This is a genomic window from Exiguobacterium sp. H66, assembly GCF_018618705.1.
Taxonomy (GTDB): Bacteria; Bacillota; Bacilli; order Exiguobacteriales; family Exiguobacteriaceae; genus Exiguobacterium_A; species Exiguobacterium_A oxidotolerans.
In genome coordinates this window covers 105,377-131,993 of the sequence record NZ_JACSMQ010000004.1, presented here as the reverse complement: position 1 = coordinate 131,993, position 26,617 = coordinate 105,377, and the positions used below count along the sequence as shown (strand labels likewise).

At 45.3% G+C, this 26,617-nt stretch carries 23 protein-coding genes; 10 read left to right on the top strand and 13 right to left on the bottom strand.

Features of this window, described 5'->3' with window-relative positions; genetic code table 11:
• Positions 1-209 precede the first annotated feature (209 nt).
• Entirely contained in the window at positions 210-716 is a 507-nt protein-coding gene (locus KNP88_RS08565; RefSeq protein ID WP_214893286.1) for a hypothetical protein, read from the bottom strand.
• A gap of 61 nt (positions 717-777) precedes the next feature.
• Positions 778-1,539 carry a hypothetical protein gene (locus tag KNP88_RS08560; RefSeq protein ID WP_214893284.1) on the bottom strand — a complete coding sequence of 254 codons (762 nt, stop codon included), beginning with the start codon at positions 1,537-1,539 and terminating at the stop codon, positions 778-780.
• 145 nt (positions 1,540-1,684) lie between these two features.
• Here KNP88_RS08560 and KNP88_RS08555 point away from each other — a divergent pair, with 145 nt between their 5' ends.
• Positions 1,685-3,319, top strand: coding sequence for a glycoside hydrolase family 55 protein (locus KNP88_RS08555; RefSeq protein ID WP_214893282.1), 1,635 nt, complete (start codon positions 1,685-1,687; stop codon positions 3,317-3,319).
• A gap of 40 nt (positions 3,320-3,359) precedes the next feature.
• On the opposite strand, the gene KNP88_RS08550 is transcribed toward KNP88_RS08555, so the two are convergent.
• The 3 genes from KNP88_RS08550 to KNP88_RS08540 all read right to left on the bottom strand — a co-directional run bounded on the left by KNP88_RS08550 (position 3,360) and on the right by KNP88_RS08540 (position 6,142).
• Positions 3,360-4,181, bottom strand: coding sequence for a DUF1028 domain-containing protein (locus KNP88_RS08550; protein ID WP_159173221.1), 822 nt, complete (start codon positions 4,179-4,181; stop codon positions 3,360-3,362).
• A 102-nt stretch (positions 4,182-4,283) separates the two neighbouring features.
• Positions 4,284-5,690, bottom strand: coding sequence for a YfcC family protein (locus KNP88_RS08545; protein ID WP_214893280.1), 1,407 nt, complete (start codon positions 5,688-5,690; stop codon positions 4,284-4,286).
• A 170-nt stretch (positions 5,691-5,860) separates the two neighbouring features.
• Positions 5,861-6,142 (bottom strand): putative quinol monooxygenase, encoded by a 282-nt coding sequence (locus KNP88_RS08540; RefSeq protein WP_214893278.1) that lies wholly within the window; start codon positions 6,140-6,142, stop codon positions 5,861-5,863.
• A 144-nt stretch (positions 6,143-6,286) separates the two neighbouring features.
• Between KNP88_RS08540 and KNP88_RS08535 the strand changes: the two genes are divergently transcribed.
• The 4 genes from KNP88_RS08535 (at position 6,287) to KNP88_RS08520 (ending at position 9,241) form a co-directional block, all read left to right on the top strand.
• Positions 6,287-6,772, top strand: coding sequence for a cupin domain-containing protein (locus KNP88_RS08535; protein WP_214893276.1), 486 nt, complete (start codon positions 6,287-6,289; stop codon positions 6,770-6,772).
• Positions 6,773-6,847: 75 nt separating this feature from the next.
• Positions 6,848-7,738, top strand: coding sequence for an aldo/keto reductase (locus KNP88_RS08530; protein ID WP_214893274.1), 891 nt, complete (start codon positions 6,848-6,850; stop codon positions 7,736-7,738).
• 14 nt (positions 7,739-7,752) lie between these two features.
• Complete coding sequence (locus KNP88_RS08525) at positions 7,753-8,685, top strand: aldo/keto reductase (protein ID WP_214893272.1); 933 nt, start codon at positions 7,753-7,755, stop codon at positions 8,683-8,685.
• A gap of 109 nt (positions 8,686-8,794) precedes the next feature.
• Positions 8,795-9,241: an OsmC family protein gene (locus KNP88_RS08520; RefSeq protein ID WP_214893270.1), complete on the top strand. Its 447-nt coding sequence runs from the start codon at positions 8,795-8,797 to the stop codon at positions 9,239-9,241.
• 294 nt (positions 9,242-9,535) lie between these two features.
• Here KNP88_RS08520 and KNP88_RS08515 read toward each other — a convergent pair whose 3' ends face one another.
• Positions 9,536-10,363, bottom strand: coding sequence for an HNH endonuclease (locus KNP88_RS08515; protein ID WP_214893268.1), 828 nt, complete (start codon positions 10,361-10,363; stop codon positions 9,536-9,538).
• A 43-nt stretch (positions 10,364-10,406) separates the two neighbouring features.
• Between KNP88_RS08515 and KNP88_RS08510 the strand changes: the two genes are divergently transcribed.
• Complete coding sequence (locus KNP88_RS08510) at positions 10,407-12,137, top strand: hypothetical protein (RefSeq protein WP_214893265.1); 1,731 nt, start codon at positions 10,407-10,409, stop codon at positions 12,135-12,137.
• A gap of 306 nt (positions 12,138-12,443) precedes the next feature.
• Here the strand turns inward: KNP88_RS08510 and KNP88_RS08505 are convergent, their stop codons facing one another.
• Positions 12,444-13,700, bottom strand: coding sequence for a DNA cytosine methyltransferase (locus KNP88_RS08505; protein ID WP_214893263.1), 1,257 nt, complete (start codon positions 13,698-13,700; stop codon positions 12,444-12,446).
• A gap of 334 nt (positions 13,701-14,034) precedes the next feature.
• Here KNP88_RS08505 and KNP88_RS08500 point away from each other — a divergent pair, with 334 nt between their 5' ends.
• A complete protein-coding gene (locus tag KNP88_RS08500) occupies positions 14,035-15,222 on the top strand; it encodes a class I SAM-dependent rRNA methyltransferase (protein ID WP_214893261.1) in 1,188 nt (395 codons plus the stop codon).
• Positions 15,223-15,332: 110 nt separating this feature from the next.
• Here KNP88_RS08500 and KNP88_RS08495 read toward each other — a convergent pair whose 3' ends face one another.
• Positions 15,333-16,322, bottom strand: a complete 990-nt coding sequence (locus KNP88_RS08495; protein ID WP_214893259.1) for a zinc-binding dehydrogenase — start codon at positions 16,320-16,322, stop codon at positions 15,333-15,335.
• Between the two features lie 108 nt (positions 16,323-16,430).
• Between KNP88_RS08495 and pepT the strand changes: the two genes are divergently transcribed.
• Positions 16,431-17,663, top strand: a complete 1,233-nt coding sequence (pepT, locus tag KNP88_RS08490) for a peptidase T (protein WP_214893256.1) — start codon at positions 16,431-16,433, stop codon at positions 17,661-17,663.
• Positions 17,664-17,711: 48 nt separating this feature from the next.
• Here pepT and KNP88_RS08485 read toward each other — a convergent pair whose 3' ends face one another.
• The 4 genes from KNP88_RS08485 to KNP88_RS08470 form a co-directional block, all read right to left on the bottom strand.
• The gene (locus KNP88_RS08485; protein ID WP_214893254.1) at positions 17,712-18,725 is read right to left on the bottom strand and encodes a WxLIP family cell surface protein; all 1,014 of its coding nucleotides are present in this window, start codon (positions 18,723-18,725) and stop codon (positions 17,712-17,714) included.
• Between the two features lie 16 nt (positions 18,726-18,741).
• Positions 18,742-19,449: a WxL domain-containing protein gene (locus KNP88_RS08480; RefSeq protein ID WP_214893252.1), complete on the bottom strand. Its 708-nt coding sequence runs from the start codon at positions 19,447-19,449 to the stop codon at positions 18,742-18,744.
• A 15-nt stretch (positions 19,450-19,464) separates the two neighbouring features.
• Positions 19,465-20,940, bottom strand: coding sequence for a hypothetical protein (locus KNP88_RS08475; RefSeq protein WP_214893250.1), 1,476 nt, complete (start codon positions 20,938-20,940; stop codon positions 19,465-19,467).
• Positions 20,941-21,198: 258 nt separating this feature from the next.
• Positions 21,199-22,065, bottom strand: a complete 867-nt coding sequence (locus tag KNP88_RS08470) for a prohibitin family protein (protein ID WP_214893248.1) — start codon at positions 22,063-22,065, stop codon at positions 21,199-21,201.
• 294 nt (positions 22,066-22,359) lie between these two features.
• On the opposite strand from KNP88_RS08470, the gene KNP88_RS08465 reads away from it, so the two are divergent.
• Positions 22,360-23,982 (top strand): ABC-F family ATP-binding cassette domain-containing protein, encoded by a 1,623-nt coding sequence (locus tag KNP88_RS08465; protein WP_088838229.1) that lies wholly within the window; start codon positions 22,360-22,362, stop codon positions 23,980-23,982.
• A gap of 165 nt (positions 23,983-24,147) precedes the next feature.
• Positions 24,148-26,034: a PhoX family protein gene (locus KNP88_RS08460; protein WP_214893246.1), complete on the top strand. Its 1,887-nt coding sequence runs from the start codon at positions 24,148-24,150 to the stop codon at positions 26,032-26,034.
• 85 nt (positions 26,035-26,119) lie between these two features.
• On the opposite strand, the gene KNP88_RS08455 is transcribed toward KNP88_RS08460, so the two are convergent.
• Positions 26,120-26,578: an SRPBCC family protein gene (locus KNP88_RS08455; protein WP_214893244.1), complete on the bottom strand. Its 459-nt coding sequence runs from the start codon at positions 26,576-26,578 to the stop codon at positions 26,120-26,122.
• Positions 26,579-26,617 lie beyond the last annotated feature (39 nt).

Here is a 26,617-nt window from a genome sequence, read left to right as displayed (position 1 = left end):
ATGTTATGCATAAAAAACCGCGATGCCGAAGCAATCGCGGTTTTTTGGCATCTGACGGAAAAAGTCTTTTCCGCAGGTAGTCAAAAGTGACAGGTAAACATGTCATCGGTCCGTGGTCATAGGTGTGCCGTGGCCGTTGTGATTCCCTTGTGGAAGCGTTTGAGAGTCAGAAATGCCATCCTTGATCAGGAGTCTCACCTGATCAAGGCTTACATATAACGGTGACCGTCAAAATCAATTTCCGTTCGGTAATTCGCGGCATTGATCGCATTCGAGATTCGGTGAGCAGCCCGCTCCATCTCTTGTGCCTTGATCCGGTATGCCTCAGGATCGTACAAAGCATGCCGGATGACCGTCGTTCCTTCAAATCCATACTGGAATTCGCGTTTCGGACGTGCGGCGAGTTCTTGGAACTGTGTCGCTTTTGCCCGTAATTGAGTCGCCAGTTCAATCGCTTCGACGAGCGGAATTGCTCCTTCTGTCGTCTCGATGGTCGTTGACAAGTTTGCTGCATAGACCAGCCGATCGAGTGTCCGCATATCACGCCTGACTGCATCCATCGCCGACTCGACATCGAGTAACGTCCGTTCTTGACCAGTCGGTAGGGCATCCCCTTTTTCAAGGTCGATGAATGCAATACGCTCCATCTCTTCGACTAGTTGCTCCAATTGTTTCCGTAAGATACTTTTTAGTTTCACTGCGTCTGCTAAGTACATTCTTCAGTCCCCCGTTTCCTGACCTTCTGTTCCATGATACGTCGGGACTTTCTAAAAGGTTTCATCGGAATCGGTTGAGATAATTTGAAAAATCATGTTTGATGTCTGTCAGCGCGGTCGATGGCACTTGAATTGATTGTTTTGAATCATACCGGATTACCTCATATAGATGCTGCAGTTCGGTTGACGGATGAAAACCGATCCGTCCGAACCACTCGCTGAACGACTCCGTCTCTCGGCGTTTCAGCCGCGCCGGCAACTGACGATTGAACAAAACGACCTGTTGCCGAACTTGTTCGACCGGCAATGGCGGGAACGTTTCCTCTGAATTCACCTTAGTCTGTCGATATTGCTGCGGTGGCGTCACTTCGTCTTCGAGCGCATCTTTTGGCCGACCACGGCGTTTTCGGAAGCGACGGACGAGCAGGACAAGCAAGAGGACAGCCGCTCCACTAAACCCGAGTAAGAAGTAAGGAAAGCCTCCGTCCTCTTCGATTCCCACACCTTTTTCAGCATGTTTAAATCCAAGTGAGATGAATTTTAATTTATCGTTGAGTTTTCCTCCCATTTCACCTTTTTCATCCGTCTCGTAACCATAAATCACACCCTCAGGTTTCGGTTCTTTCTTCCAAAGTAACTTCAGCCACCACCAGTCGAGCGGCTTGCTTTCACAATCTTCTCTGCACTGTTGCGCCGTCGCCGTCGCCGGAAAAACCTCGACATCACGCAGTGCTTGATAACCCGTCTCGACTAACGGTTTCATGATCCCAAGTGCCAACAAAACTATACCCATCATCAACAGTAATCGACTTCGAAATCGCATGCTCCCACCTCTTTAATGTCATTTTTATCCATTATATAATGATTCAAGCCTAATTAACGGAATTTTTTGATTTTACTTTAAAAGAGCTTGAACAACAGACGGGATGGGAAAAGGAATGTAGTGATTTTTAGAGAGGAGTTCAATCATGGTCATATTAGAAACTACACACGATCCCTATCAAAACGGGCGATTGATTGCTGAATATACGGAAAGTAACACGAACCTCGCTGCCATTACCCATGCTGAACAATTGATGAACGAAAGTCCGTTCGTCGCGCCTCGGCGTGCGCCGCATCCGAGCCGCTACTTACGGTCGTTGATTTCGCCGCTTTTTTTAACGGACCGCGCTAAACATATCTTGCCTCTGACAAAAGCATTCGTCAGTGAACAGGATGAGGTCCGGCCGAGCTGGTTCGGTCGACTCACCTATGAATTCGAACAACTGGCCTGTCAGGTCGAAAAAGTCGATGTCCGGACGTACGGGGCTGTCGGTGACGGAAAGACCGATGATACGCTTGCTTTCAAGGAAGCACTTGCTGACGGACATCGGCAAGTCCACGTCCCTGCGGGCACATACATCGTCCGCGGGATCCGGCTCCCGAACTTTACGATTTTGACGGGCGACGGGAAAGGCCGGACGATTATAAAATTACATGATGATGCCCCAAAAGGACGCCGGTTGATCACGAATCAGAACTACTTACTCGGTAATCATCATCTCCTTGTCGAGAAGATGACCCTCGACTGGAACATCGCACGAATCGGTGATGCTAAAAAGAGCAGTACATGGGGCAACCATTCGAGTTGTCTGACCTACGCCCATGTGACGTACGGCTGGGTCTTCGACGTCGAGGCAGTCGATCCCGGGCTCCATTGTTTCGACATTTCGACACCTTACTACAATTACAACGGGGACGGCGCACGGGCGAATTTAAGTAGTTCCTTCATTTGGTTCGACGGCTTGACAGGATCCGGATTCGGCGACGATGGCATCACGACGCATCATAGCGATCACTTATTCATCTCGAACTGCTTCATGCATGACCCGAGCGGGCGAGCCCACGCCGTCGGTTTTTCGAATTCGAATGGGATTGAAATCGATGATGGCTCGCGCGATGTCTGGTTGTTCAACAATGCGACGTCCCGTTGTTTCGGTGGGCTTGAAATCAAGGCACATGCGACATCGTCCGCTGCTTCGACCGTCAAAATCGTCGGGCACCTCTCAATCGATGATCATCGCTCGTTCAACTTCCGCCATATCGGCCATCATCAAGCAACGGACCCGACGTCACAAACTGCCTATAACATCATCGCGACACGGCTCGTCGCGCAGACGCCTCAATACACACCGCTCTATGCAAACTCAAAACCGCGGGCACTCGTCGTCTCGGCGTATCGGAACGTCGTCATTCACGACTTCACCGTCCTCGGTGACCCGAACTATGATTACCAGGAACAGCCGGTGATCGGAATCCAGTACAAGGCGAAAAACGTCACCTTGAGCCAAGTCAAGATGACGGGATTCCGTCAGGCTAAAACGGACATTCAAGTCTTCGGTGGTGAAAATGGGGCAGACGACGTCCGGCTCGTCGATGTCCGGATTGAAGATTCCGCACGCCACGGGATTACGATCGGCCCCCACATTGAGCGCATCCGTTTGATGAACGTCGCGATCAAAGGGAACGGGACGGTCGGATTGAATGCTAAATCCGAACCGGAGCTTGAACGCTTCATCGCAACCGGTTATCAAGTGCCTGTCCGGACCCATCCGTCCGCATAAAAGAAGCTCTGCCTGACCTCGGTCAGTGCAGAGCTTTTTCTCATTGGGCGCGGAGATAAGCAAGGACACGTGTATCGATTGTACGGTCCTGATGCTCACGCATCTCGAAATTCTCCGTATGCAGGTACGTCCGGAAAGCTTCTTCGAACGATCCCCGGTAACCGAGTTCGAGTAATTTATCCATCACTTCCGATTCAAGCGCATCATCAATCGGCTTGATTTCTTCCGGTTTACTTGGTTGCAGGTAAAGGGTGTGAAGTTGATAAATCCGCTCGAGCTCTTGAATCGGACTCGGGTGATCGTCGACACGCAAATCGATGTAGCGGTCATTGAAACCACCATATCCACCGTTTTCCTTGACGACGAGGAGCGCAGCCGACTGCATTCCGCGTGAGTCACCGCCTGCTGCTTGTCCGGCAGCGAGGGCACGTAACAACCGTTCACCGAGCGGTCCGTCCGTCGCCTCGAACACACGGGCCATCTCTTTGACCGTGTTGCCGTCGACTAAAATATTCCCTTGCGCGGCAAAATGTTTACCGGCGATTCCACCTGCCCAGTCGTTACAGGCGTCTCCTGTGAAAGTTGCGCTCCGCCCAGCTGCGTCAACGATTCCGACTTGCCGCTCTGCCCGTCCTTCGTCCGCCTCGGTCAACAATTTTAAGACTTCTTCCGCCGACTTCCCTTCAGAAATCATCCGTAACCCTTCCGGACCATATGTCGTATTCGCAAATGATTGGGTCGCGATTGCCCCGACACCTGCTTTTGCAAACGGGACGGCGCTCCCGACCGCGAGAAACTTCGATTGAACAGCGACTCCCCATGCTTGTTCTTTTTCACAATAGCCAACGATTGAATATGTCATGTTGAAATCCCCCTTATGAACTTATAACTAACGTTCGTCTTAGAAGTTCCCGATTCCTGCACGGGAAAAACCTTCCGCGCCCATTGCACGGAAGGTCGACGTTCATTGAATCCCTAATGTGACGGCGAGAAGCAAGGCGACGCAAGCAAGTGTCACCCAAATCGCAAACAACTTCCAGACGAATCGTAACCATTTTTCATACGGGATGCCGGCAATTGCAAGGAACGCCATCAAATGGGCACTCGTCGGGAAAATCATATTCGTCAACCCATCCCCATACTGGAAGGCGAGGACTGCGACTTGTCGTTCGATCCCTAATAGATCAGCGAGCGGAGCCATGATTGGCATCGTCGTCGCTGCTTGTCCACTCCCGGATGGAATGAAGAAGTTCGTAATCAACTGGACGATGTACATGCCGATGACGGCAAGCGACGTCGGTAAATGTCCGACCGCGTTCGATAAACCATAGATGACTGTGTCGATGACACGGCCGTCTTCCAAGATGACGACGATCGCACGTGCGAAGCCGACGATTAACGCACCGAACGTCACCGCTTTCGCCCCGTCAATCAAACTTTCGAACGTCCGATTGACACCGAGCGTCGCGATTCCGGCAAGCATTCCGATGATGAGGAACGATGCCGTCAACTCCGTTAAGTACCAACCCCACTCAAAGATTCCAATAACGTTCAGTGTGATGCCACCAATCAAAACGATGAGGACGAACGCATGCTTCTTCGAAAACCGCGAAAATGTTGTCGTTACTTCTTCTTTCCGATGTTTCTCTAAGTCATAGACTAAGCTGCGCTCCGGGTTTTTTTTAACCTTTTGGGCATAGTTCATGACATATAAAATCGTCACGAGTAAAAAGGCTAAGTAGATTGCGGTCCGGTAACCAATCCCACTGAACAATGGCACTTCGGCAATCGACTGTGCAACACCAACCGTAAACGGATTGAGCATCCCGCCGGCAAAACCGACCGCTGCCCCGAGACTGACGATGGCTGCGCCCGTCATCGCATCGTAACCGAGTGCCCGGGCGAGCATGATACCGATCGGGACGAAAATAATCGTTTCTTCTGCCATGCCGATCGTCGCTCCAGCAACCGAAAAGACAAACATCGTCATCGGAATCATGATATGACCCTTTTGACCAAATCGATTAATCAATTGATTGATTCCGGATTCGATCGCTCCCGTCTCACGGATAATGCCGAAGACACCACCGACGAGAAAGATATAGAAGATGATGCCAGCACCCGCTTCCATGCCTTTTGGTATCGCTTCAAACAATCCAAACAAATTAACGGGTGCCGACTCGACTGCCCGGTATGTACCATCGATGACGACCGTCTGTCCATCTTGTTTCTCACGATCAAATTGACCTGCTGGTAACGTATACGTCAAGATAACTGAAATCAGTAAAATCCCCATGATAATGGCATATGTATGAGGCATTTTAAAGAAAGAGCGTGAAGACGGATCTTCCTGGACTTTACGTTCGTTCATTTAGTTGCCTCCTCTTAAGTCTGAATCTAGCTACTCTTAAGATAATGCCCTATTTTTGGAAAAAATAACAGGCATTCGAGGTCTTTTAATTTTTTTGTAACAAAAAAGAGAACTTTCGTTCGATTTAAACATAAAAAAAAAGCCTGACAATTGCCAGACTTTCCTCCTACTTATGCAGTGAATGTTTGAACATCAAGTGGTTTAGCAAGAGCAGTTTGTGCAAATGCAACGAACTGTCCGAAATGCGCACTCGTGTTGTGTGATTCGATTGCTGCTTGATCTTCCCATTTCTCAATCATCATGAAGACATTTACGTCTTCTGTGCTTTGGAACAGGTCATAGCTGACGTTTCCTGCTTCTAAGCGTGAACCGTCGATCAATGCTTTAGTAGCCTCCAAAAATTCAGTACGTTTTGCTGGTTGAACTTCTAATTTTGCTTCGATTGCGATCATGTAAATTCCTCCTTCAACTTTCGTTAACTTACATAGTTTAGCACCTCGATTATGCAAGTGCTATAAAGATGCTTAGAAGATTAATTTAATTCGATTTCGGGTAAAAAAATGTATCTTTTTTGACACCAGAGAGGAGCACACATGATGAGTATCGAGCTTTTTCGTTTCGAGGACGATGGTGTGATTCCAAATAATCCACGTTACCCGGTTTTGATTTATCGTCATGTCTTCGAAGACCCTTCTGCCATCGAAAAAACCTTCCGTGCGAACAATTGGCAAAACAGCTGGGTCGACGGTATTTTTGATTTCCATCATTACCATAGTGTCGCTCATGAAGTCATCGGTATTCTCGAGGGACACGCCAGCATTCAGATTGGAGGACCGCTCGGGAAAACGTTTACGCTGACTGCTGGGGATGTCATCGTCTTACCTGCCGGAACCGGACATAAAGCGCTTGATACGAGTCGTCGCTTCAAAGTGGTTGGTGCCTATCCAAATGGTCAAGACTACGATACGTTGACAGGTGAATCCTGCGAACGACCGGGTAATCTCGAGCGGATTGAACGCGTCGAGCGTCCATCGACCGACCCCGTTTATGGCCAGTCAGGTCCTTTGCTTGAGCATTGGTAAACAAACGATTGACGTTTTTTTCTTATCCATCCGTGGTAAAGCCTATTATTGTGAATTTTGGAGGAGGAAGCGAGAATGAATGAGACAGAACGGACGATTCTACTTGCCGCGTTAAAACAACAGACGGTAGCATTTCCCGATTCAACACACGTTCGGGCATTCGGTCAAGGAACGTGGCACATGGGTGAAGAACCGACAAAACGACAAGCGGAAATCGAAGCTTTGAACGTCGGACTCGACAGTGGAATGGAATTAATTGATACCGCAGAAATGTACGGTGAAGGGGCATCAGAACAATTAATCGGTGAAGCAATCGAAGGACGACGTGAAGAAGTGTTTCTCGTCTCGAAGGTTTATCCTCATAATGCTGGCGGAGACAAGTTACGCGAAGCATGTGAACGTTCGTTACGTAACCTGAAGACGGATTATCTCGATCTTTACTTACTCCACTGGCGCGGTGACATCCCGCTTCAAGAGACGATCGATGGTCTCGAGCAGTTGAAGGCAGAAGGAAAAATTCGCCGCTGGGGTGTGTCGAACTTTGACGTCGCAGATATGAAAGAGTTACTCGCGTTAGAAAACGGTGATCAATGTGCCGTCAACCAAGTACTTTATCACCTTGGCTCACGCGGGATTGAATACGAATTGATGCCGCTCTTAAAAGAGCACGGCATTCCAGTCATGGCGTACTGCCCATTAGCAGAAGGCGGGAGTCTCCGGGAGAAGCTGCTTGATCACCCGACCGTTGAACGCCTTGCTGAAATACATGGTGTCGACCCGGCACAAATCTTACTCGCCTTCGTCGTGCGGAGTGGTGATGTCATCGCCATTCCGAAAGCCGGTCAGGCGAAGCACGTCGAAGAAAATGGTCGCGCCGCACTCTTACAACTAACTGACGAAGAATTCGCAGCACTTGATGAAGCATTCCCTGCTCCAACTAAAAAAGAATCGCTCGATATCGTCTAAGGAGGAATTTGCTTATGGATACGAAAGTCAAACTCGGAAAATCAGATCTCATGGTTCACCCGATCGGTCTCGGAACAAATGCCGTCGGGGGGCATAACCTTTACCCGAATCTCGATGAACAAGCAGGACGCGATTTAGTCCGTGTCGCCTTGATGAACGGCATCAACTTTTTAGATACGGCCTTTATTTACGGACCAGAACGTTCAGAAGAACTCGTTGGTGAAACGTGGAGCGATACGGTCGAACGCAAAGACGTCATCCTCGCAACGAAAGGCGCGCACAAAATCGTCGACGACGAGGTCGTCATCGATAACTCACCCGAGTTTTTGAAACAGTCGGTCGAAGAGAGCCTGAAGCGTTTAAAAACGGATTACATCGACTTGTTCTACATCCACTTCCCAGATGAAGCGACACCGAAAGATCAAGCGGTCGCTGCACTTGCCGAATTAAAGGAACAAGGAAAAATCCGAGCGATCGGTGTCTCGAACTTCTCACTCGAACAATTAAAAGAAGCCAATAAAGACGGGCACGTCGACGTCTATCAAGGCGAGTACAACTTGTTCAAGCGGGATGCAGAAAAAGAAATCCTGCCTTATATCCGCGAACACGGGATTTCATTTGTTCCGTACTTCCCGCTCGCTGCCGGATTACTTGCCGGAAAATATGATGAAAATACGAAGTTCGATGATTTACGTGCGAAGGATCCCCTTTTCCAAGAAGATGTCTTCAAAGACAACTTAGCAAAAGTCGAGCTACTTCGCCCGATTGCAAAAGAAAAAGAGGTTGACGTCGCGCATGTCGTCCTCGCTTGGTACCTTGCGCAAGATGGCATCGATGCCATCATTCCCGGTGCAAAACGTGCCGATCAAGTAACGGATACGCTCCGAACGATTGAAGTCGAGCTGACGGATGCAGACATTAAAAAAATCGATCAAATCTTTAGTTAACGCCATGCAAGCCCTCGGTCGCAAGATGACCGGGGGCTTGTTCATGAGCAAATAGCGCGAAAATCAAAAAGACAACACGTATGATAACAACAGAGGAGGCGATTTTGAAATGAAACATCATTTTCACTTAACAGCAGACTGGCCGGGAAACCGAAATGACATCGGCGACATCGAGACCGGTGACTTAAAAACGAAGATTTCGATTCCGGAAGCGATGGACGGTCCTGGCGTCGGAACGAATCCGGACGAAATGTTACTTGGCGCAGCCGCGACCTGCTACATCATCACGCTTGCCGCGATGCTCGAGCGCAGCAACATCAAAAAAGTATCGCTGACGATGGAGTCTGAAGGCATCGTCGATGTGACGAACGGCGTCTTTACGTATGATCAAATCATTCATCGTCCCACATTGATTTTACCTGCCGATACGACAGAGGCAATGGTCAAGATGGCACGTCGCCTCGCGGAAAAAGCGGAAGGTTCGTGCATGATTACCCGTGCGCTTGCAGGAAATGTAAAAGTCTCGCTTGAAGCGATGATTGAAGTCGAAAAATGATAGGAAGTTAACTGCAGATAAACCTTAATAGTAGATCATATGAATCTGATGTTCATTCTTCTAGTCGCTATTTTCCTTCTCGAATCGTCTTCCTGTGGCAAGCATCGCGCCGCTTCACTTCGTTGCAGGGTCGCTCTTGCTTGCTTTCCACTAGGAAGCGATTCGATTGAAAATAGCGACTGAACATAGAATAATTTTATTACTCACTTCTGCTCATTTAAAATGAGAAGTCTCTATACACTTTAAAGATTCAATGTGTCTATCCCCTGCGAGACCTTGCTCTATCTTCTTTTCTTACTTAGCATCCATGCGTTCCTTTAAAGATCTCTTCAACTCTTCATATGAATCATTTAGCTGTATTTTCATAAGTTTGTGTATCATGCGGTGGCAGCTTGCACATAATAATGCAAGGTCTTCTATTTCAGTAGTAGTTTGGCCATTTAAACTTAACGGCTTTTTGTGATGTGCTTCTATGTAACCATTCCCAAGCGTTCCGTAAGCTTCGAAGTAATCAAATTTGCAGATGTCACAGAATAAGTGACCATTTTTAAGTTCAAATAGTTCTTTGGCTTTTCTTACAACAGTCGCATTTCGTTCTGCTAAATAATGTACCATCATTTTTTTGGTACCTTCGTCGTATCCTTCACTCTCATACTTCATCAATTCTTCTTCGATTACTGAATTTAATCGGTCAATTTCATCGACAAAATATTCTTTTTTCAGTTGTAATATTTTTTTCATTTCACTTTCAAATTCAAAAAAATCGATAAAAGTATGATATTTGTTCATTTTGAACGATTTATCTGAAGTACCTAAAATTAATTTTAACTTTACTAGTTGTTGACTATCTAATAATACAAATTGGATATCTTTACTTGAAGTTAGATTATCAACATTTGTTACACAAAAGATCAAGTAATCATATTCACTTTCCTTTGTATCGCGTAGTCCATAATGATTGTTTGTTGTTCCACCTGCGGATCCTCGTATCCCAAACTTTACTTCACTTAGAATTAATTTATTACGTTCTTTTTTTAGTGGTATGTTATGTTCATTAGTAAATTCAATAAGCCATTCTCTCATCATTTTTTTCATTTTTTGTACATTATCTTGTTGAGTCATCTATACCTTACCTACTTTCTTTAAAAATGGAGGATAACTACTCATGGCTAATAAACAGAAGTCATCTGGTAATACACATACCAGGAATACTTCCCTTTACTTAAAAGAATTAATTCAAGAACATCCTCAAGCACAACATCATAATGATCCTGATTTGATGGTCGCTAAATTTCTATACATGAATTTTCCTAATCTAAAAGACGTAAAATCGAAGTTCGATTTCTCACGCCCAGATCATCATCCAGATTTGTACCTTTATCTTGAAAATAAAACTGTTCCCGTTCATCTATTCTCCATCAAAAAAAACGGAAAAATTCAACTGAAAAATCCGGGTGCCAAATCATTTTTACATAAGTACTTTGCTTTTCCCGAAGCGCAAGAACAGTTAAATTCTCTCATCTCTCAAGAACAACGATTTTTATATGAACATATTCTTTTACAAAATAGATTCCCTCATTTGTATTTGTCGGATGCGGAATTAAAAAAAGTAGTTCGTGGGCTAACGCTCGAAGAAAACGATATCAAACAATATCGGTTAATGTTCTTAGAACGTATTCGCGATCATTGTTACTCCATCCTTCTTGAGGCGATGAATCATAACCAAACTTCGATTTTCGAAGGATTCAAGCAACTCTCGATGATTGAAGAATACAAAGTCGTCTTGACTCAAGACAAAATGGATGTCGCCGATATCGTTCTTCAACAGACTTTTCTCGATACATTTAAAACAATCAATATCTTAAAGAAAAATAATTCTTCCATTCATCTAACCATCGATGACTTTGATTTAGAATTACGATTTAAGTTTGAGTCTTCACTATTTTCATCGATTAAATTGGCAACCAAATTAGTTGAAAACGAGCATTCACCTAAGGATCTCCAAAAGCAACGGATGCGTTCGAATTCTTTCTGGCTAGATTCATTTGAGAATTTAATTGCAACACACGCATCTCGACCCAAAAAAAATAGTAGTAATGCAATCGGAAGATGTAATGAGACACTTCTCATTTATCAATTCGTTAAGCATCGCCCCTCGATTGATATCGTAGATGCCGACTTAGTAAGAGAGACCTTCGATAAGTACTTTCATGATGTCAGTCCCACTACTCTCAACGAATTGTTCATTTGCTCAAGTACCACATACTTCACGATCTTAGAATTCTTAGACCAACACTTTGATACACACTACGACATCCAACAAATTCAACTTGTTGCCGGGAATTACATTTTTAATAATCTTGAAACGGCCGATATCGTCATAACTGTTCTTCATTCAGATAACTATGTTGAAATTCCATTCTCTTTAAAAGCATTAAAAAAGAAAAATACGATGATGACTTTGAAGAATCCTGGAATCGGAAGCATCTTATCCTATAGTTACTTCGATATTTATGACGATATGCAGTTATTTATCGCTCGTATAAAAGAAGATTATTCTGCTGGAAGGTTGACTAGAAAAGAAGTACTCACTATCGTGTCAAGTCAAGTCACAGCGCATCTCATGAATGCAAACCAACACTCACTCGAACTTGGTCTAAAGAATATGATTGGTACAAACACTTCTGTCATATCGTTTTACCAACAAAATACCTGCAGCATTCATTCGCATATCCAAGTGAATGGACAGATTTGTGTCGAACAAAAAACGCCTACAACAACACGGTTATCTTGGGATGACAATCAAGAAGAAATTCGACTACGTGTCAAATTTAGTGAAGGTGCGACTCACGGTTGGTCTTCCTTAAAGCTAGCTTGTGAACGACCTATTTTTTAAATTTCGTATTATCAAAAAAGAACTTAGGGTACGTCTAGTTAATTTTGAACGCAACGCTAAAAAAGAAGGGATTGCCATCGATTTAAGACGGCAATCCCTTCCTTGACCTTCTAGACAAAGTCACGCGCTTCACGCGACTCCTACAGGAAAAAGCGCAAGATTACTTGCGCTGTCAGAGACGAACAAGACCAACCGCTTTGTCCCCTCGGACAGAGCGGTTGGCTTGTGTCTCGCCTGAGGAAAGCGAGTGAAGGAAGCGTGACGACATGTGCGAAGCTACGTTGTGTATCAACTTCTTGCTTATCGTCAAAACAATTCAAGTTGTTTGTTAGACTCCATTTTAATGATATCTTCGTTTTTTAACCAGTCTGTAATCGGTTGAAGAATTCGAAGTGCAAGTAATACAGGTACCGCATTCCCAATCTGCTTATATTGTTTATCCAAACGATTATTTAATTGTGTACTCATATTGCCACCATCATAAAATTCCCACCAATCAGGGAACGTTTGAATTCTAGCTGATTCCCTCACACTCATTCTTCGATTTTCGCCAACCAATTTCCATTCATCTTTTCCGATTTTCATCATTCTGTCTCCGCCAGGCCAAAGTTGGGCTTGTCTTCCCGAAGCTTGAATCGTAAAAGCTTGATCTCCCCATTCTTTTTTACGATTTCTCGATAAATACATCGAAGAGAATCCACCGCTGTAGACATCAGAAGGATTGGGATGCAAATCGGAAATCGCATCTGCTAAGGTAACATATTCATACTGGCGTGAAGGACCATGTGTAGGCTCTGGAAATTCATATTCAAAATCAATATCCTCGCGTACTCCAACGATAAAAACTCGTTCTCGTAATTGCGGTACACCATAATCTCGGGCGTTTACTAATTGATATTTGATGTTATATCCAGCAGAAGCAAAGTCCTCGATGATTTGCTTGGCCACTTCACCGTTTCCTAAGGTCAATAATCCTTTAACATTTTCTGCAACAAATACTTTTGGTCTTGTTTGAATGATTGCACGAATAAAGTGGATATATAAAAAATTTCGTTCATCATCAATCAATCTCGGACCTGCTGAACTAAAACCCGGACATGGGAATCCCCCTAATATCAAATCACAATCAGGAAAATATTTGATTTTTCGAATATCACGTTCATCCTGAATCACATGATTCGAAAAATTAGTCTTATATGTGATAGCAGATTCCTTAAAAATATCATTGGAATAGATAGTTTCTGTAACTGTTCCTTTAGCAATCAACTGCTTAAATTTTTCTTTAGAGTGAAATGCCTTTTGAACAACATCCTCTCCATGAAGACTCACTAAACTGGCTAGTTCAAGACCTAAATCTAAACCACCAGCACCTGAAAAAAGACTAATCACACTATGGGAAGTCGTTGATCGCTTGATTGTATTAAAAAAAGTTTCTTCTTCATTGTTTTCAATGATTAAGTTTGTTTCTTCGTAGATTTTTTCAAACAGAATATTCTTCACATCACTGTTTTCATAACTCTTAAGAGGACGAAATTTCCCTCTTCCACGTTCATTAATTTTCATCGATTTCACCTCACGGTTAAAGTACCTATTCTCACTATATCGGACTCTTATCGAAAAGGCCAGAACTGTTTTTTGAATTTAGAAATCTATCGCGAATTCAAGTAAAAAGTTTGTTTTCAAAGAAGAACCTTTCCTTCACTCGACACGCATGGAAAGAGATGGTTCGATTGAAGAACGTTCACTTAAATTATCTCCACCTGAATCATCTTGACTTATCCACAGAAACCGACGAAGGACATGTTAAATATCTATCAATTTGAATTATCCACATGTGGACAACTTTTCCTATGCTATAATTTGACTACTTATCCACAACTAGAAATGAGGAACTCACGTGCCACGCGAAATCTATCCTGTCGTCGTCAAAGCGACGGCTATCGAACAAATCAAAAATAGTCAGCCTTTACTTTATAAAGAACTGTTCCAAAAAAGTAACCACCTCAAAGAAGCCGGTGCGTTACTCCGGCTGACTACAGAAGATAAAGAATACCTTGCGACCGGCTATTTTGGCAAGCAAGAAAAAGGACTCGGCTGGTTGCTCTCGACGGACGAGATTCAAGAAATCGATGACGTCTTCTTTAAAGAAAAAATCGAGGTTGCTCTCGACCGGCGCGATGCTTTTTTTGAGAACGAACTCATCGATACGTTCCGTGTCTTCAATGGTTCAGGTGACGGCATCGGTGGTTTGACAATCGATTGTTTTGATCACCACTACTTGATCACGTTCGAAAATGAAGGCATCTATTCATTTAAGCAGGAAATCGTCTCTGCCCTTGAGTCGTTAATCCACTTTAAGAGCATCTACGAAAAACGTGCCTTCCAAATTGATGGTCAACCCGTCAAAGGCGATGATTTCTTAGCCGGTGAACGGGGAGATTTCCCGGAAGTCCTCGAGGAGAACAGTCTTCCGCTTCTCTATCACCTGGACACCGGCATGCGGACGGGTCTCGACATTAACCAACGCGACCTTCGTGCCATCGTCAAACAACATGCGACAGGGCGAACTGTCTTGAACCTGTTTTCCGATACAGGGACGTTGACAGCCGCTGCGCTACTTGGTGGGGCACTTGAGACGACGAGCGTCGATTTCTCGACCCGGAGCCGGAACAAGACGATTGAACAACTTGAACTGCATCAGCTTGATCCAGCGGCGCAAACGATCCTCGTCCAAGATGCGTTTGATTATATCGATCAAGCTGATAAGAAAACACGTTTTGATTTTGTCATCGTCCATCCACCGGCACTCGTCAAAACACAAGCACGCCACTTCCGTGCCGAAGTCGATTTGCCCGCTTTAATCCAACAAACGATTCATATGACGCATCGCGGTGGACTGTTGTTGATTACGACGGATTGTCAGCTATTTGATCAACAGCGCTTCATGAAAATGGTCGAACAAGCTTTCAAAAAACTTCGTCAAACGTACGAAATCATTTGGGAAAGTTCCTCGCTTGAAGACTTTCCAGAGCATCCTTCGATGAAAGAAGCGGAACGTAAAGCCGTTCTTGTCCGCCGTAAATAAGCTCAAAATAAATAATTCTGCTAATCTTCTATCGATTAGCAGAATTATTTTTTGTATTAAAAGGAAAAATAAACCAAACGCCGAATCTTTTAGGTTAATCGATATTCTGATTAAACATCATATACGCTAACCTTTCCGAAATGCGAGTGTTGGTCGAAGGTTTTATACGCTTCGTTTAACGCTTCTACTTGGCGCGGGACACGCGAATCGATTCGAAGTTCAATCGTTCCGTCGGCGACTAAACCGGCGACTTCCGTAAGGTGTTCTTGTTGGCGGCGCATCTCATCTGCTTTTCCTTTTAACAACGGCAATGCGACGAATAAGGCTTCAAGCGTCAATGCCTTACTATGCATTTGCGTCAAATCTTGTGTCGTCCGTGTCGCGATTGAGATGATTTTCCCGCGTTCCTTCGCTAAGACGAACGACTCTTGTAAATGATCACCGCCCACCGTATCGATGACGACGTCGAAACCGTCAGGCGCAACACGTTCGAGTAGCGCTTCACTCGTTTCGTCGCGATACCGATGGACTTGTATCCCATGTCCTTCTAGCCAGTTCGCTTTTTCATCGTTCGCGGCACTCGCCGTCACGTCGCATCCATAATGTTTTGCAAGCTGAACGACGAGATGACCAACCCCACCTGTTCCACCGACGACATACAGGCACATACCGGGTTGAACCATAGCCCGTTCTTTTAAAGCCTCCATCGCCGTTAAACCAATCACGGGCAGGCATCCGGCAATTTCCGAACGCAGTGCTGCTGGTTTTAAGACGGCCATGCTTTCCGGGACAAGCATCTCTTCCGCGAGTGCACCGGATCGTTCGCCTAATCCGCCTCCGAAGGCGATGACGTGATCGCCGACAGAAAAAGTCGTCACACTCGATCCAATTTCGATGATTTCCCCCGTTACATCGCCCTGGAGAATTCCAGTTGTCGGAGCTGCTGCCACATGACCGAAAAACATCTTCGTATCAAGTGGATTTAAGCTCGTCCCCGTAACACGTACACGTAATTCGTTTTCCCCCGTTTCAGCGAGTGTGACGTCTTTTTCTGTTAACGTAGCGTCTGTCCCATACTGATCGACAACAAATGCTTTCATCTGTACTCCCCCTTTTTTCTTTCCCATTTTATCATGGTTCAGAATACTCGAATATTATCGCTTCATGATATGATGAACGTAACTCAACTCAGAAAGGACGTTTTTTCATTGAAACAAGATTTGATTCGTCGATTGACTACATATGCAAAAATCGACACACAATCCAGCTATGAAAGCACGACCGTCCCGACGACGGAAGGACAGTGGACACTCGCTCGTCTTCTCGTCGAAGAATTAAAAGAAATCGGCATGACGGATGTCACGGTCGACGCCAATGGTTACGTCATGGCGACACTCCCTGCGAATACAGACGCCGACATTCCGACGATCGGTTTTCTCGCCCATCTCGATACGGCGACGGATTTTACAGGAACGAACGTCAATCCGCAGCTCGTCGATGCATATGACGGAGGACCGATTGTCTTAAATGACGCGATTCCCGTCGTACTGTCACCGAGCGATTTCCCATCCTTGACGAACTACGTCGGGCATACTCTGATGACAACGGACGGGACAACATTACTCGGCGCCGACAATAAAGCCGGGATTGCCGAAATCATGACGGCGATGGCTTACTTGATTGCCCATCCGGAAGTAAAACACGGACGGATTCGTGTCGCCTTCACGCCTGACGAAGAAATCGGTCGCGGACCGCATCATTTTGATGTCGAAGCATTTGATGCCCAGTTTGCTTATACCGTCGACGGTGGACCACTCGGTGAACTCGAATATGAGAGTTTCAACGCGGCAGGTGCTAAAATCACGTTCCATGGAACGAACGTCCATCCAGGTACAGCAAAAGATAAGATGGTCAATTCACAAAAACACGCGATGGCCTTCCAAAATCGCTTACCGGGTGATGAAGCGCCCGAGTTCACGGAAGGGTTCGAGGGTTTCTATCATTTAATTTCCTTTGATGGATCCGTCGAAAAGACGATCGTCCACTACATCGTCCGTGACTTTGATCGCCATAACTTCGAGGCACGAAAACACTTCTTAACGGCGCTCGTCGAGGAATGGAACAAAAAGTACGGCGCCGGTAGTGTCGAAATGGAATTAAATGATCAATACTACAACATGCGGGAGAAAATCGAACCGCACATGCACATCATTGACATCGCGCATGCTGCAATGGAGTCGCGTGGTATCACACCAATCATCAAGCCGATCCGTGGCGGAACGGACGGTTCGCAGCTGTCCTACATGGGATTACCGACACCGAACATCTTCACAGGTGGCGAAAATTATCACGGGAAATTCGAATTCATTTCTGTCGACAACATGGTGAAGGCGACAGAAGTCATCGTCGCCATCGCAAACGGGTTCGCCGAAAAAAAATAAGTACCTTCACACGTGCGGCCCTGCTGATTCAGCAGGGCCGCTTGTTTATCATTCGGAAGATGCTTTTCGTTTCAAGTGATAAATGTAACCGAGTAAAAGAACGATGATGGAAAGCGAAACAATCATCAACATTTTCGATGTTTCTCCAAGGAACGAATTCGGATGTTGTTCGACGTCAGGAACCGTTTTTTTCATCCGTTCCACTTGTTTTTCACTAATTGTAAAATCATCCTGCCACGTCCAGTTTTTTTCTTTCCCAATCACTTTAACATCGAGTTGATATGTTCCCGGCTTCAAAATTCCCATTGATGTAAGTGGGAACGTCATGTATGTCGTCGGAGCGAATTGAGCCGTCATTTCTTTACGAACGATGACCTTTCCACCTTTTTTGACGACAGCTTCCACCTGAAATTTTTCACTGATGGCAGGTGCTTGGTTCGCGAGGGTGACGAGGACGCTCGGACGAGACAGATAGGAAGTTGCTTTTACTCCCTCGAACAGCAAATCCGGTTCAATCTCCCGGATTGATGATCGAACCTTTACACCAATGACGTACGCTTGGCGACTTTGAACACCGACTTCTGCGGATGCCTCTTCGGGTTTGTCCTGTTTCTTGATTTCAATACCTGCGAGCAGGACCCCTTCAATCGCTCGTTTCGGCAAATTCAGCTTCAACGAAACGATTTTCGACTCCCCTGCTTTAATTGTAATCGGCTTTTCCGAGACGCGAGCTAACTCGGATAGCGACACTTCCGCGAGCCTCAATGGTTCTTTCTCTTCATATACAATCAATCCGTTCCCGTTCGTCGTCGCATTTCGGAGCGAGACAAGATAGGACTGATCGTCTGATCCGTGATTATAAATCCGAATTTTCATATCAGTTCGTTGTTCCGGAGGTATCCTTAAATCGAAATACGTGACACCGGAATCCACTTGAAATTCATTCGGTATCGCTTCAACCGAAAAATTGACGTTACTCTCGGCACTGACAACTACTCCGGTCATGAGTAGATAGATGACTCCACTTACTCCAACAAGATACTGTATACCACGTTTAATCAACCCATCCCCTCCTTAATCAAGGAATCGAATCCGTTAATACCCAGTCGATTGTCGCGACGTGCGTTCCTTTGATTTGCTGATTCAATGGAACATTCAATGTAATGTTGGCATTCGACCAAAGTGATCCGTCCGTCTCAGGTGATACATCAGTACCCAACCAAGATAGTAACCAAGAGTAAGGCGATCCAGCTGTCGACGTTAAAATATCTACTGCTTCACCACCCGCAAGCAATTCAATCGCGCTTGTCACGGGTGCCGCCGCCCCGACGTTATAGGTAGGCGTATTCACGATGCCTTCCGCTATCGATAATGATGCTCCAGGCAATGTGTTTTCCCCTCCACTCGTGAACGTATTCAGCTTGGCAGTAACCGTCCATTCAGACAACACGACACGCCGGTCTGTCACTTGTAGAAAGGGTTTTTCGTCAATCGATTCAAAAATAGCATCACTTCCAAGAATTTCATGTGTCCCAAAGTTAAAGTTCGGGGCATAATCTAGTGTCAACGGTCCTGTATTACCGGTCGGTGTGTTTTCACCCTTACCTGGATCAGGTGTGTACGAATCATCGGGATTGGCTGGATCCAGAATGTCGGGTGCTTTATTCGTCTCAAAAGTGATGGTCGCGGTTGAACTTCCTGAAGACGTTTCTGCAAATACGAGGGACGGTCCACCTAGTAGTAGTGCACTAGCAAACAATGAAGTAACGATTGACTGTTTTTTCATTCAAATCTCCCCTTCTCATGGTGCATTGACTAATGTCCATTGAATTTGCGTCTGATACGTAGTAGCTCGTGGTCGTTTCCCTGTCAAATCGAGAATGATTCCTTCACTTGGTCCATACGTCAAAATCGTTGATGTCGCTCCCATTTTCCCGGATGCAATTTCGCTATCAATGGTTTGTAACGTTTGATTTGTCGCACCGACTTTAAAAAGCAGCACGTCATCTAGTACATCACCTCCCTCGCTCGAGAGTGGTGCCGTCAACCTAGCGCGAAGTTTCCAATCATAATTCAAAGCATTTTGATGCGAGATTTCAATCGTCATCGTTGTTTTTCGATTGATTACACCCTCTCTCCCTTCGATTTCCTGTGTTCCAAAATCGAGGACTTCAGGTACTTTAAGGTGAAATACGGGACCGATTGTTAAAGTCGCCGTTCCAAGACCACTATTTAAAACATCCAAATCGACTACACTACTCGTCAATGAACTTTCAAATGTATAAACTGAATTTGTTCCGACCGGAAGTGGATTGACTTTGAAACTTAACGTAAAGATATCTTTTGATAAAAGTGAGAGTGCAAGCAAAGAACCGACTTCTGCATAAATTTGATTGCCGTTTTGTTGAATCGAACTGGCCGGTACATTTGCAACCTTCGCGCCCAGCACTCCTGTATAGGAATAGCTCAAACTGATTGTCCCTGCCTGAATCGATTGCATCACTTCCTGTGGGAGTTGAAAAATCACGTATTTGCTTCCTAATCCTAAACTCAAAACGGATTGCATATCCGCAGTCAACGTAATTTTCCTTTGCGCTGCTTCATAGGCGGCGGTCAGGTTGACCGATCCTACCAACGCGACATCGAGTGCTCCTCTTTGTTCTGCTTTTTCCGCTCCTTCGTCGACAAGTATTTCCTTATCCTCTAATGCAGGATTTTGTGACTTTGGTGCAGTTGATGATTCATCCTCGGATACTAGTGATTCTTTCTCTTCAGGTACTTGAGGTTCTAGTGTCGGGGGTATTTCAGTCTCGGATGTTGGGGACTCTTCCTCTTCTGGTGCTTGAGGTTCTGGTGTCAGGGGTATGTCAGTCTCGGGTGTTGGGGACTCTTCCTCTTCTGGTGCTTGAGGTTCTGGTGTCGGGGGTATTTCAGTCTCGGGTGTTGAAGATGCTTCCGGTGACGCAGGCTCCATGTGATCAAGTTCGTCGTTTTCTGGTGGCACGACCGCTTGATCCTCATCTTTTGCCCTATCGTCTCCTTCCTTTTTTGTTTCTTCGATAAATTCATTTTCTGCTTCCTTCAAGGTGTTTTCACAATAATCGATTGCATTTTGGTCAGGTGACGGTTGTGCTTCGAGAATGCTTACACATTCTTTTAACGTCAGATTACCTTTAATCGTAGTCGAAGTTGCATTCGCTAAAGCGTGTGTGCCTGACAAGAAAATACTAAGCACTAGTATTGTTGGGATAGATTGGATTGGAGATTTTTTTATCAACCACTACCTCCCCCTCCTAACGACCGATTACAATTAACTCATTCATGACTCACTTCAATAATTACCTTATAAATACTAAAATAAACCAATTATTTTACAATTAAAAAGAGGTATCTTTCTTATTTTTTTCCTGAAATATGTTTATTTGCTTGATATAACTCATTTATTAGATCGTTTCATTTTATCAAAATTATAATTTACTACTTAAAAAAACCATAAAAAAATACACCTTCTCGTCTGAAGGTGTACTTTCATTACTTATTTCTTCTCTGTTTCTTGATCTGGAAGTGGTAACTGAACCATGCTGCCCGACCCGCTCACAAGTGGTGACTTCCCGTCCCACTTCTTGACAGCTTCATATTGAATCATTTCGGCAGTCAACGTTTTTTGAAGTTCCTTCTGTGCTTTCGCCAGACCTTGCGCCTCAATCAAACGCGCATCTGCTTCCCCTTGTGCTTCGACACGAAGTCGTTCTGCTTCAGCTTTGGCAATCGCGAGATCCGTTTTCTTCTTATCTAGCTCTTGTGAGGCTTTAACACGAGAATCGATGGCTTCTTGTGTTTTTTCATCTGGTTTCGGAGCACCGAGTGCAACGTCCTCAATGATGAAACCGATTTTTTTAACGTCTTCTGCAAATTGCGTTTGGATGCTCGTTGAAACATTTCCTGACTCTTCACCGAACAATTCGAGTACAGTTACTTTCGAAATTTGCTCTCGTGACGCATCATATAAACGTTGTTTCAAATAGCCATCTGCGATTTCATCGATTTCGATCGGTCCGAACTTATTGAATACTTTCGTGACTTGATCGGGAGAGACTGCAAAACTGTACGTAAAGTCGACAACGATGTTCTTCCCGTCTTTTGTCGCGAGTGTCATGTTGTCGAGCGACTTCGTTTGTGTCCGAATCGGATACTCTGTCACACGTGTGATCGGTGAAACGACGTGCCACCCTTGCGAAAGTGTTTCGTCCTGGACACCGCTTGACGGTTTGTAGACGACACCGACTTGCCCCGGTTCAATCTGTTCGACGATGAACGGTGTCATGGCAAGGAGTGCAACGACGATGACACCGGCGATGATCATCGCTGGGTTAATTCTTTTCTTTGGTTTGATTTTTCTCATTATGAGTCCCCTTTGTCAATTTTGTCTTGGATATATTTATACAGTTCGATTCCTAACAAGGCGATGAGTGCGAAAAACAGTAAGGTAAACAATGTTGCCATGATTTCTCATCCCTCCTTCATCCTGTCTCTTTAACTTATACGGTTGATTTCAGAAAATGTTTCATGACCATGGTTGCTTATTTTTAGAATCTGTCTTAACATGTAAAAAACTTTGTCCTTGAAACGAGCCGTATCATTTTGTGGTACACTCGTAACAGCACATCACACACTAGAAACGAGGGTTCATCTCTATATGATTACAGTACAAAACGTCGGCCTCCGCTTTGCGGACCGCAAATTATTCGAAGACGTCAACATCAAGTTCACACCAGGTAACTGTTACGGTCTGATTGGTGCGAACGGCGCCGGTAAATCGACTTTCCTCAAAATTCTTGCAGGAGACATCGAAGCACAACAAGGCGATGTCATCATCACACCGGGTGAGCGTCTTGGCGTACTCCGTCAGAATCATTATGAATATGAAGAGTTCCAAGTCATCGAAACCGTCATGATGGGACACAAACGTCTGTATGAAGTCATGAAAGAAAAAGATGCAATTTATATGAAAGAAAACTTCTCGGATGAAGACGGCATGCGTGCCGCTGAACTCGAAGGAGAATTCGCAGAAATGAATGGTTGGGAAGCTGAGTCTGAAGCTGCGATGCTCCTTCAAGGTCTCGGAATCAAAGAAAGCCTGCACACAAAAACAATGGCTGAATTAACAGGTGGAGAAAAAGTTAAAGTCTTGCTCGCGCAAGCGTTGTTCGGTAAGCCGGATATTCTGTTACTCGATGAGCCGACCAATGGTCTTGATTTGAAAGCCGTCAAATGGCTCGAAGAATTCCTGATCGGGTTTGAGAACACGGTCATCGTTATTTCCCACGACCGTCACTTCCTCAACAACGTCTGTACGCACATGGCCGATCTCGACTACGGGAAAATTCAACTCTATATCGGGAACTATGATTTCTGGTATGAGTCAAGCCAACTCGCTTCACGGATGGCTGGCGACCAAAACAAGAAAAAAGAAGAAAAAATTAAAGAACTTCAAGCCTTCATCGCGCGTTTCAGCTCGAATGCTTCAAAAGCGAAACAAGCGACGTCACGGAAGAAGTTGCTCGATAAAATCACACTTGACGACATCCGTCCGTCATCACGCCGCTATCCGTTCGTCGGTTTCTCACCGGAACGTGAAATCGGAAACGATTTGTTGACGGTTGAAGGTCTCTCGAAGACAATCGATGGCGTCAAAGTCCTTGACAACGTCCGTTTCTCATTAAATAAAACAGACAAAGTGGCATTCATCAGCCAAAGCGATATCGCCATCACAACACTGTTTAAAATTTTAATGGGTGAAATGGAAGCAGACAGCGGGACATTCAAATGGGGTGTTACGACGTCACAATCGTACTTGCCAAAAGACAACTCGGAGTTCTTCGAAGGGTCTGACAAAACGATTCTCGATTGGTTGCGCCAATACTCACCAGCTGATGAAAGTGACACATTCCTCCGTGGTTTCCTCGGTCGGATGCTCTTCTCCGGAGAAGAAGTCATGAAAAAAGCGTCAGTCCTCTCTGGGGGAGAAAAAGTCCGTTGTATGTTATCGAAAGCGATGCTCAGTGGTTCAAACGTCCTCGTCCTTGACGATCCGACGAATCACTTAGACCTCGAATCAATCACAGCACTCAACGATGGCTTGATTGCTTACAAAGGTGCGATGCTCTTCAGCTCGCATGACCATCAGTTCGTCGAAACAATTGCGAACCGGATCATCGAACTCACACCAAACGGAATCGTCGATAAAGAAACGACGTACGACGAGTACCTCAACAACGACTCGATTCAACAACAATTGACTGCGTTATACGCACATTGATCTGCCGACTGTCCTTTACATAAAGGACAGTCTTTTTTTGTAAATCCATTCTTAACCTTCCGACACCAGACTGTCTCGCTTCCTTTACACCGCCTACACAATCGCTTGTTTTAATTAAGAACGTAGCCACAACACGAGTTTAAAACAACATGGGGGGAAACATACATGAAACGTACACTTATGGTCGGTCTATCGGCAGCACTTTTATCATCGAGTCTGATTCCAACACTCGCAGATGCTAAATCAAACGAACATCGTTCACATCAAGCCATCAAACACATTGAATTTTTATCGATGCATGCACCAAAGACGATTGATCAAATGGTTAAAACATATACAGATGCTAAAGTTAAAATCACATATAAGAATGGTAAAACAGAAGTAAAAGCACTCGATTACAACCAATTGTTCTTGTCGCAAGATAAAATCGTCGACAACAAAGGACAAAAAATCGCAGCCGGTACACCGATCGATGTCAATGGTGATCCAATCATCGATCGCAGTGTTCCTGATAAGCCGGAAGCATTCGTCTCGGACGCACCGGACTCGAACAGCTTACTCGAAGTCCACGGTAAGAAGTACTTGGTCTCGCACTTCGAATACGATTCAATCGACAATGCAGGCAACGCCGTCCGCGGACTCCCGGCGTCGATGACATTGACAGAAGTCACACAGGATAAAAAGACCGGTAAACTGGCGGTCAAAAAATCGAGCAAAATCGACTTCAAAAACGTCAATGGACTGTGGACACCATGTAACGGATCAACGACGCCATGGGGAACACACCTTGGTTCTGAAGAATACGAGCCGGATGCGCGTGCGTTCGAAGCCGATTCAAATTCATCCGCGTATAAAGAAGTCTCTGCATTCGCAGAACGTTACTTCGGTGACGCAAGTAAAGCCAACCCATACTTCTACGGTTTCACACCTGAAATTTCAGTCGACCGTAAAGGACAATCGTCTGTCGTCAAGCACTACAGTACAGGTCGTTTCTCACACGAGATGATGCAAGTCTTACCTGACCAAAAAACGGCAATCTTCGGAGATGACGGCAATAACACGATGATGTTCATGTACGTCGCGGATAAGAAAAAAGACTTCTCAAAAGGAACACTTTACGCAGCGAAGTTCAACCAGACGAAGGCAACTGAAGGCGGCGCCGGTAAACTCGAATGGATTAAACTCGGCCATTCGTCAGATGCTGCTGTCAAAAAGATCATCGACAACGGGACGACGTTCAGCGACATCTTCGAAACGGCGACTGAACCGACACCAGGTTTCACAGCAGTCAAAACGGCAGCAAGCAAAAACGTCGAGTACTTGAAAGTGAAACCAGGCATGGAGAAAGCAGCTGCTTTCCTCGAATCACGTCGTTATGGTGTGATACTCGGTGCGACATCTGAGTTCAACAAGATGGAAGGCATCACGGTCAACGAAAAAGACAAGAAAGCATACATCGCGCTGTCATACGTGTCAGGTAGCACAGAAAAACAAGCCGGTGCCGTCCAAGATGACATCCAGTTCGAAAAACGTGAATCTGGCGTGACGTATGAACTCAATCTCGGTCGTGCTAAAAAAATCGACAGCTCTTATGTTCCAACACGGATGAACGCCCTTGTCATCGGTGAAGATTTAGCGCAACCGGATGCTTACGGAAACACAGCGAATCCGAACCTCGTCGCAAACCCGGATAACCTCGCTTACTCTGCTGCATCGAATACGTTGTTCATCGGTGAGGACAGCTCACTGCACACGAATAACTTCGTCTGGGCATACGACTTGAAAACGAAGAAACTCTCACGTATCCTATCGGTTCCCGTCGGTGCAGAAGCAACTGGACTCCGTTCGCTCGATCGTGTCGGTGGCTATAGCTACTTGCTCAGCAACTACCAACACCCAGGTGAAGGTCTTGACGGCAAGCAGATCACAGCAGTTGACCCGAAAGAACTTGAACAAGCGATGCAAGATGGCATCGGCATCCAAAAAACAGGTGGTGTCGGCTACCTCTCCGGTCTTCCGACAGGCACAAAATCATACTCGCACCACCATTAAGTAGAACAATGACCGACTGCGTCGTTCTTCACTAAAACAGGTGTCTCCCCGTTTCCGTCATGACCGGAAGGGAAGACACCTGTTTTTAGTTTTGGATTTGTTTAACCTCTGTTTCGAGCCGCTCGAGAAATCCTTTGACAATTTTCTCGTTTTCACGTTCTCCGCCTAACGATAAGAGACTGCGACCGACGAAGTTGACGCCTTCATTTTTCCCCGTGTAAATCAAACGACAGTTCGTCGCATCGATTCGCTTCAGCGCAAACGACATCTCAAGGCGAAACATCTTCGCTAACGTAAAACCAATCGTATTTTGTTTATAGTCCGGTTCATTCGTATAAGCGAGATCGGTCACGATGTAGGTTTCAAGACGATTCCCTTGCATGTAGGTTTGGCGGTACGTCGATCCGACGACGCCCGGCTTACGTTCAATCACCTCATGTTGGACTACCCCCGGAATGAGTCGTTGCAGTCGATCGTGATCAAACAAATGCCACGCCTGTTCGATTGGAATCGCAAGTACTTTTTCTTCACGCCACGTCACCATGACACCACCTCCTTTTAGTTTAAAAATACCCTGATGTCC

Excerpts from the sequence above, each read along its gene's own strand:
- KNP88_RS08510 (WP_214893265.1), top strand. The coding sequence starts at position 10,407 with ATGGCTAATAAACAGAAGTCATCTGGTAATACACATACCAGGAATACT.
- KNP88_RS08560 (WP_214893284.1), bottom strand. The coding sequence starts at position 1,539 with ATGCGATTTCGAAGTCGATTACTGTTGATGATGGGTATAGTTTTGTTG.
- KNP88_RS08555 (WP_214893282.1), top strand. The coding sequence starts at position 1,685 with ATGGTCATATTAGAAACTACACACGATCCCTATCAAAACGGGCGATTG.
- KNP88_RS08515 (WP_214893268.1), bottom strand. The coding sequence starts at position 10,363 with ATGACTCAACAAGATAATGTACAAAAAATGAAAAAAATGATGAGAGAA.
- KNP88_RS08550 (WP_159173221.1), bottom strand. The coding sequence starts at position 4,181 with ATGACATATTCAATCGTTGGCTATTGTGAAAAAGAACAAGCATGGGGA.
- KNP88_RS08530 (WP_214893274.1), top strand. The coding sequence starts at position 6,848 with ATGAATGAGACAGAACGGACGATTCTACTTGCCGCGTTAAAACAACAG.
- KNP88_RS08495 (WP_214893259.1), bottom strand. The coding sequence starts at position 16,322 with ATGAAAGCATTTGTTGTCGATCAGTATGGGACAGACGCTACGTTAACA.
- KNP88_RS08525 (WP_214893272.1), top strand. The coding sequence starts at position 7,753 with ATGGATACGAAAGTCAAACTCGGAAAATCAGATCTCATGGTTCACCCG.
- KNP88_RS08480 (WP_214893252.1), bottom strand. The coding sequence starts at position 19,449 with ATGAAAAAACAGTCAATCGTTACTTCATTGTTTGCTAGTGCACTACTA.
- KNP88_RS08465 (WP_088838229.1), top strand. The coding sequence starts at position 22,360 with ATGATTACAGTACAAAACGTCGGCCTCCGCTTTGCGGACCGCAAATTA.
- KNP88_RS08455 (WP_214893244.1), bottom strand. The coding sequence starts at position 26,578 with ATGGTGACGTGGCGTGAAGAAAAAGTACTTGCGATTCCAATCGAACAG.
- KNP88_RS08565 (WP_214893286.1), bottom strand. The coding sequence starts at position 716 with ATGTACTTAGCAGACGCAGTGAAACTAAAAAGTATCTTACGGAAACAA.
- KNP88_RS08535 (WP_214893276.1), top strand. The coding sequence starts at position 6,287 with ATGAGTATCGAGCTTTTTCGTTTCGAGGACGATGGTGTGATTCCAAAT.
- KNP88_RS08470 (WP_214893248.1), bottom strand. The coding sequence starts at position 22,065 with ATGAGAAAAATCAAACCAAAGAAAAGAATTAACCCAGCGATGATCATC.
- KNP88_RS08460 (WP_214893246.1), top strand. The coding sequence starts at position 24,148 with ATGAAACGTACACTTATGGTCGGTCTATCGGCAGCACTTTTATCATCG.
- KNP88_RS08540 (WP_214893278.1), bottom strand. The coding sequence starts at position 6,142 with ATGATCGCAATCGAAGCAAAATTAGAAGTTCAACCAGCAAAACGTACT.
- KNP88_RS08505 (WP_214893263.1), bottom strand. The coding sequence starts at position 13,700 with ATGAAAATTAATGAACGTGGAAGAGGGAAATTTCGTCCTCTTAAGAGT.
- KNP88_RS08520 (WP_214893270.1), top strand. The coding sequence starts at position 8,795 with ATGAAACATCATTTTCACTTAACAGCAGACTGGCCGGGAAACCGAAAT.
- KNP88_RS08545 (WP_214893280.1), bottom strand. The coding sequence starts at position 5,690 with ATGAACGAACGTAAAGTCCAGGAAGATCCGTCTTCACGCTCTTTCTTT.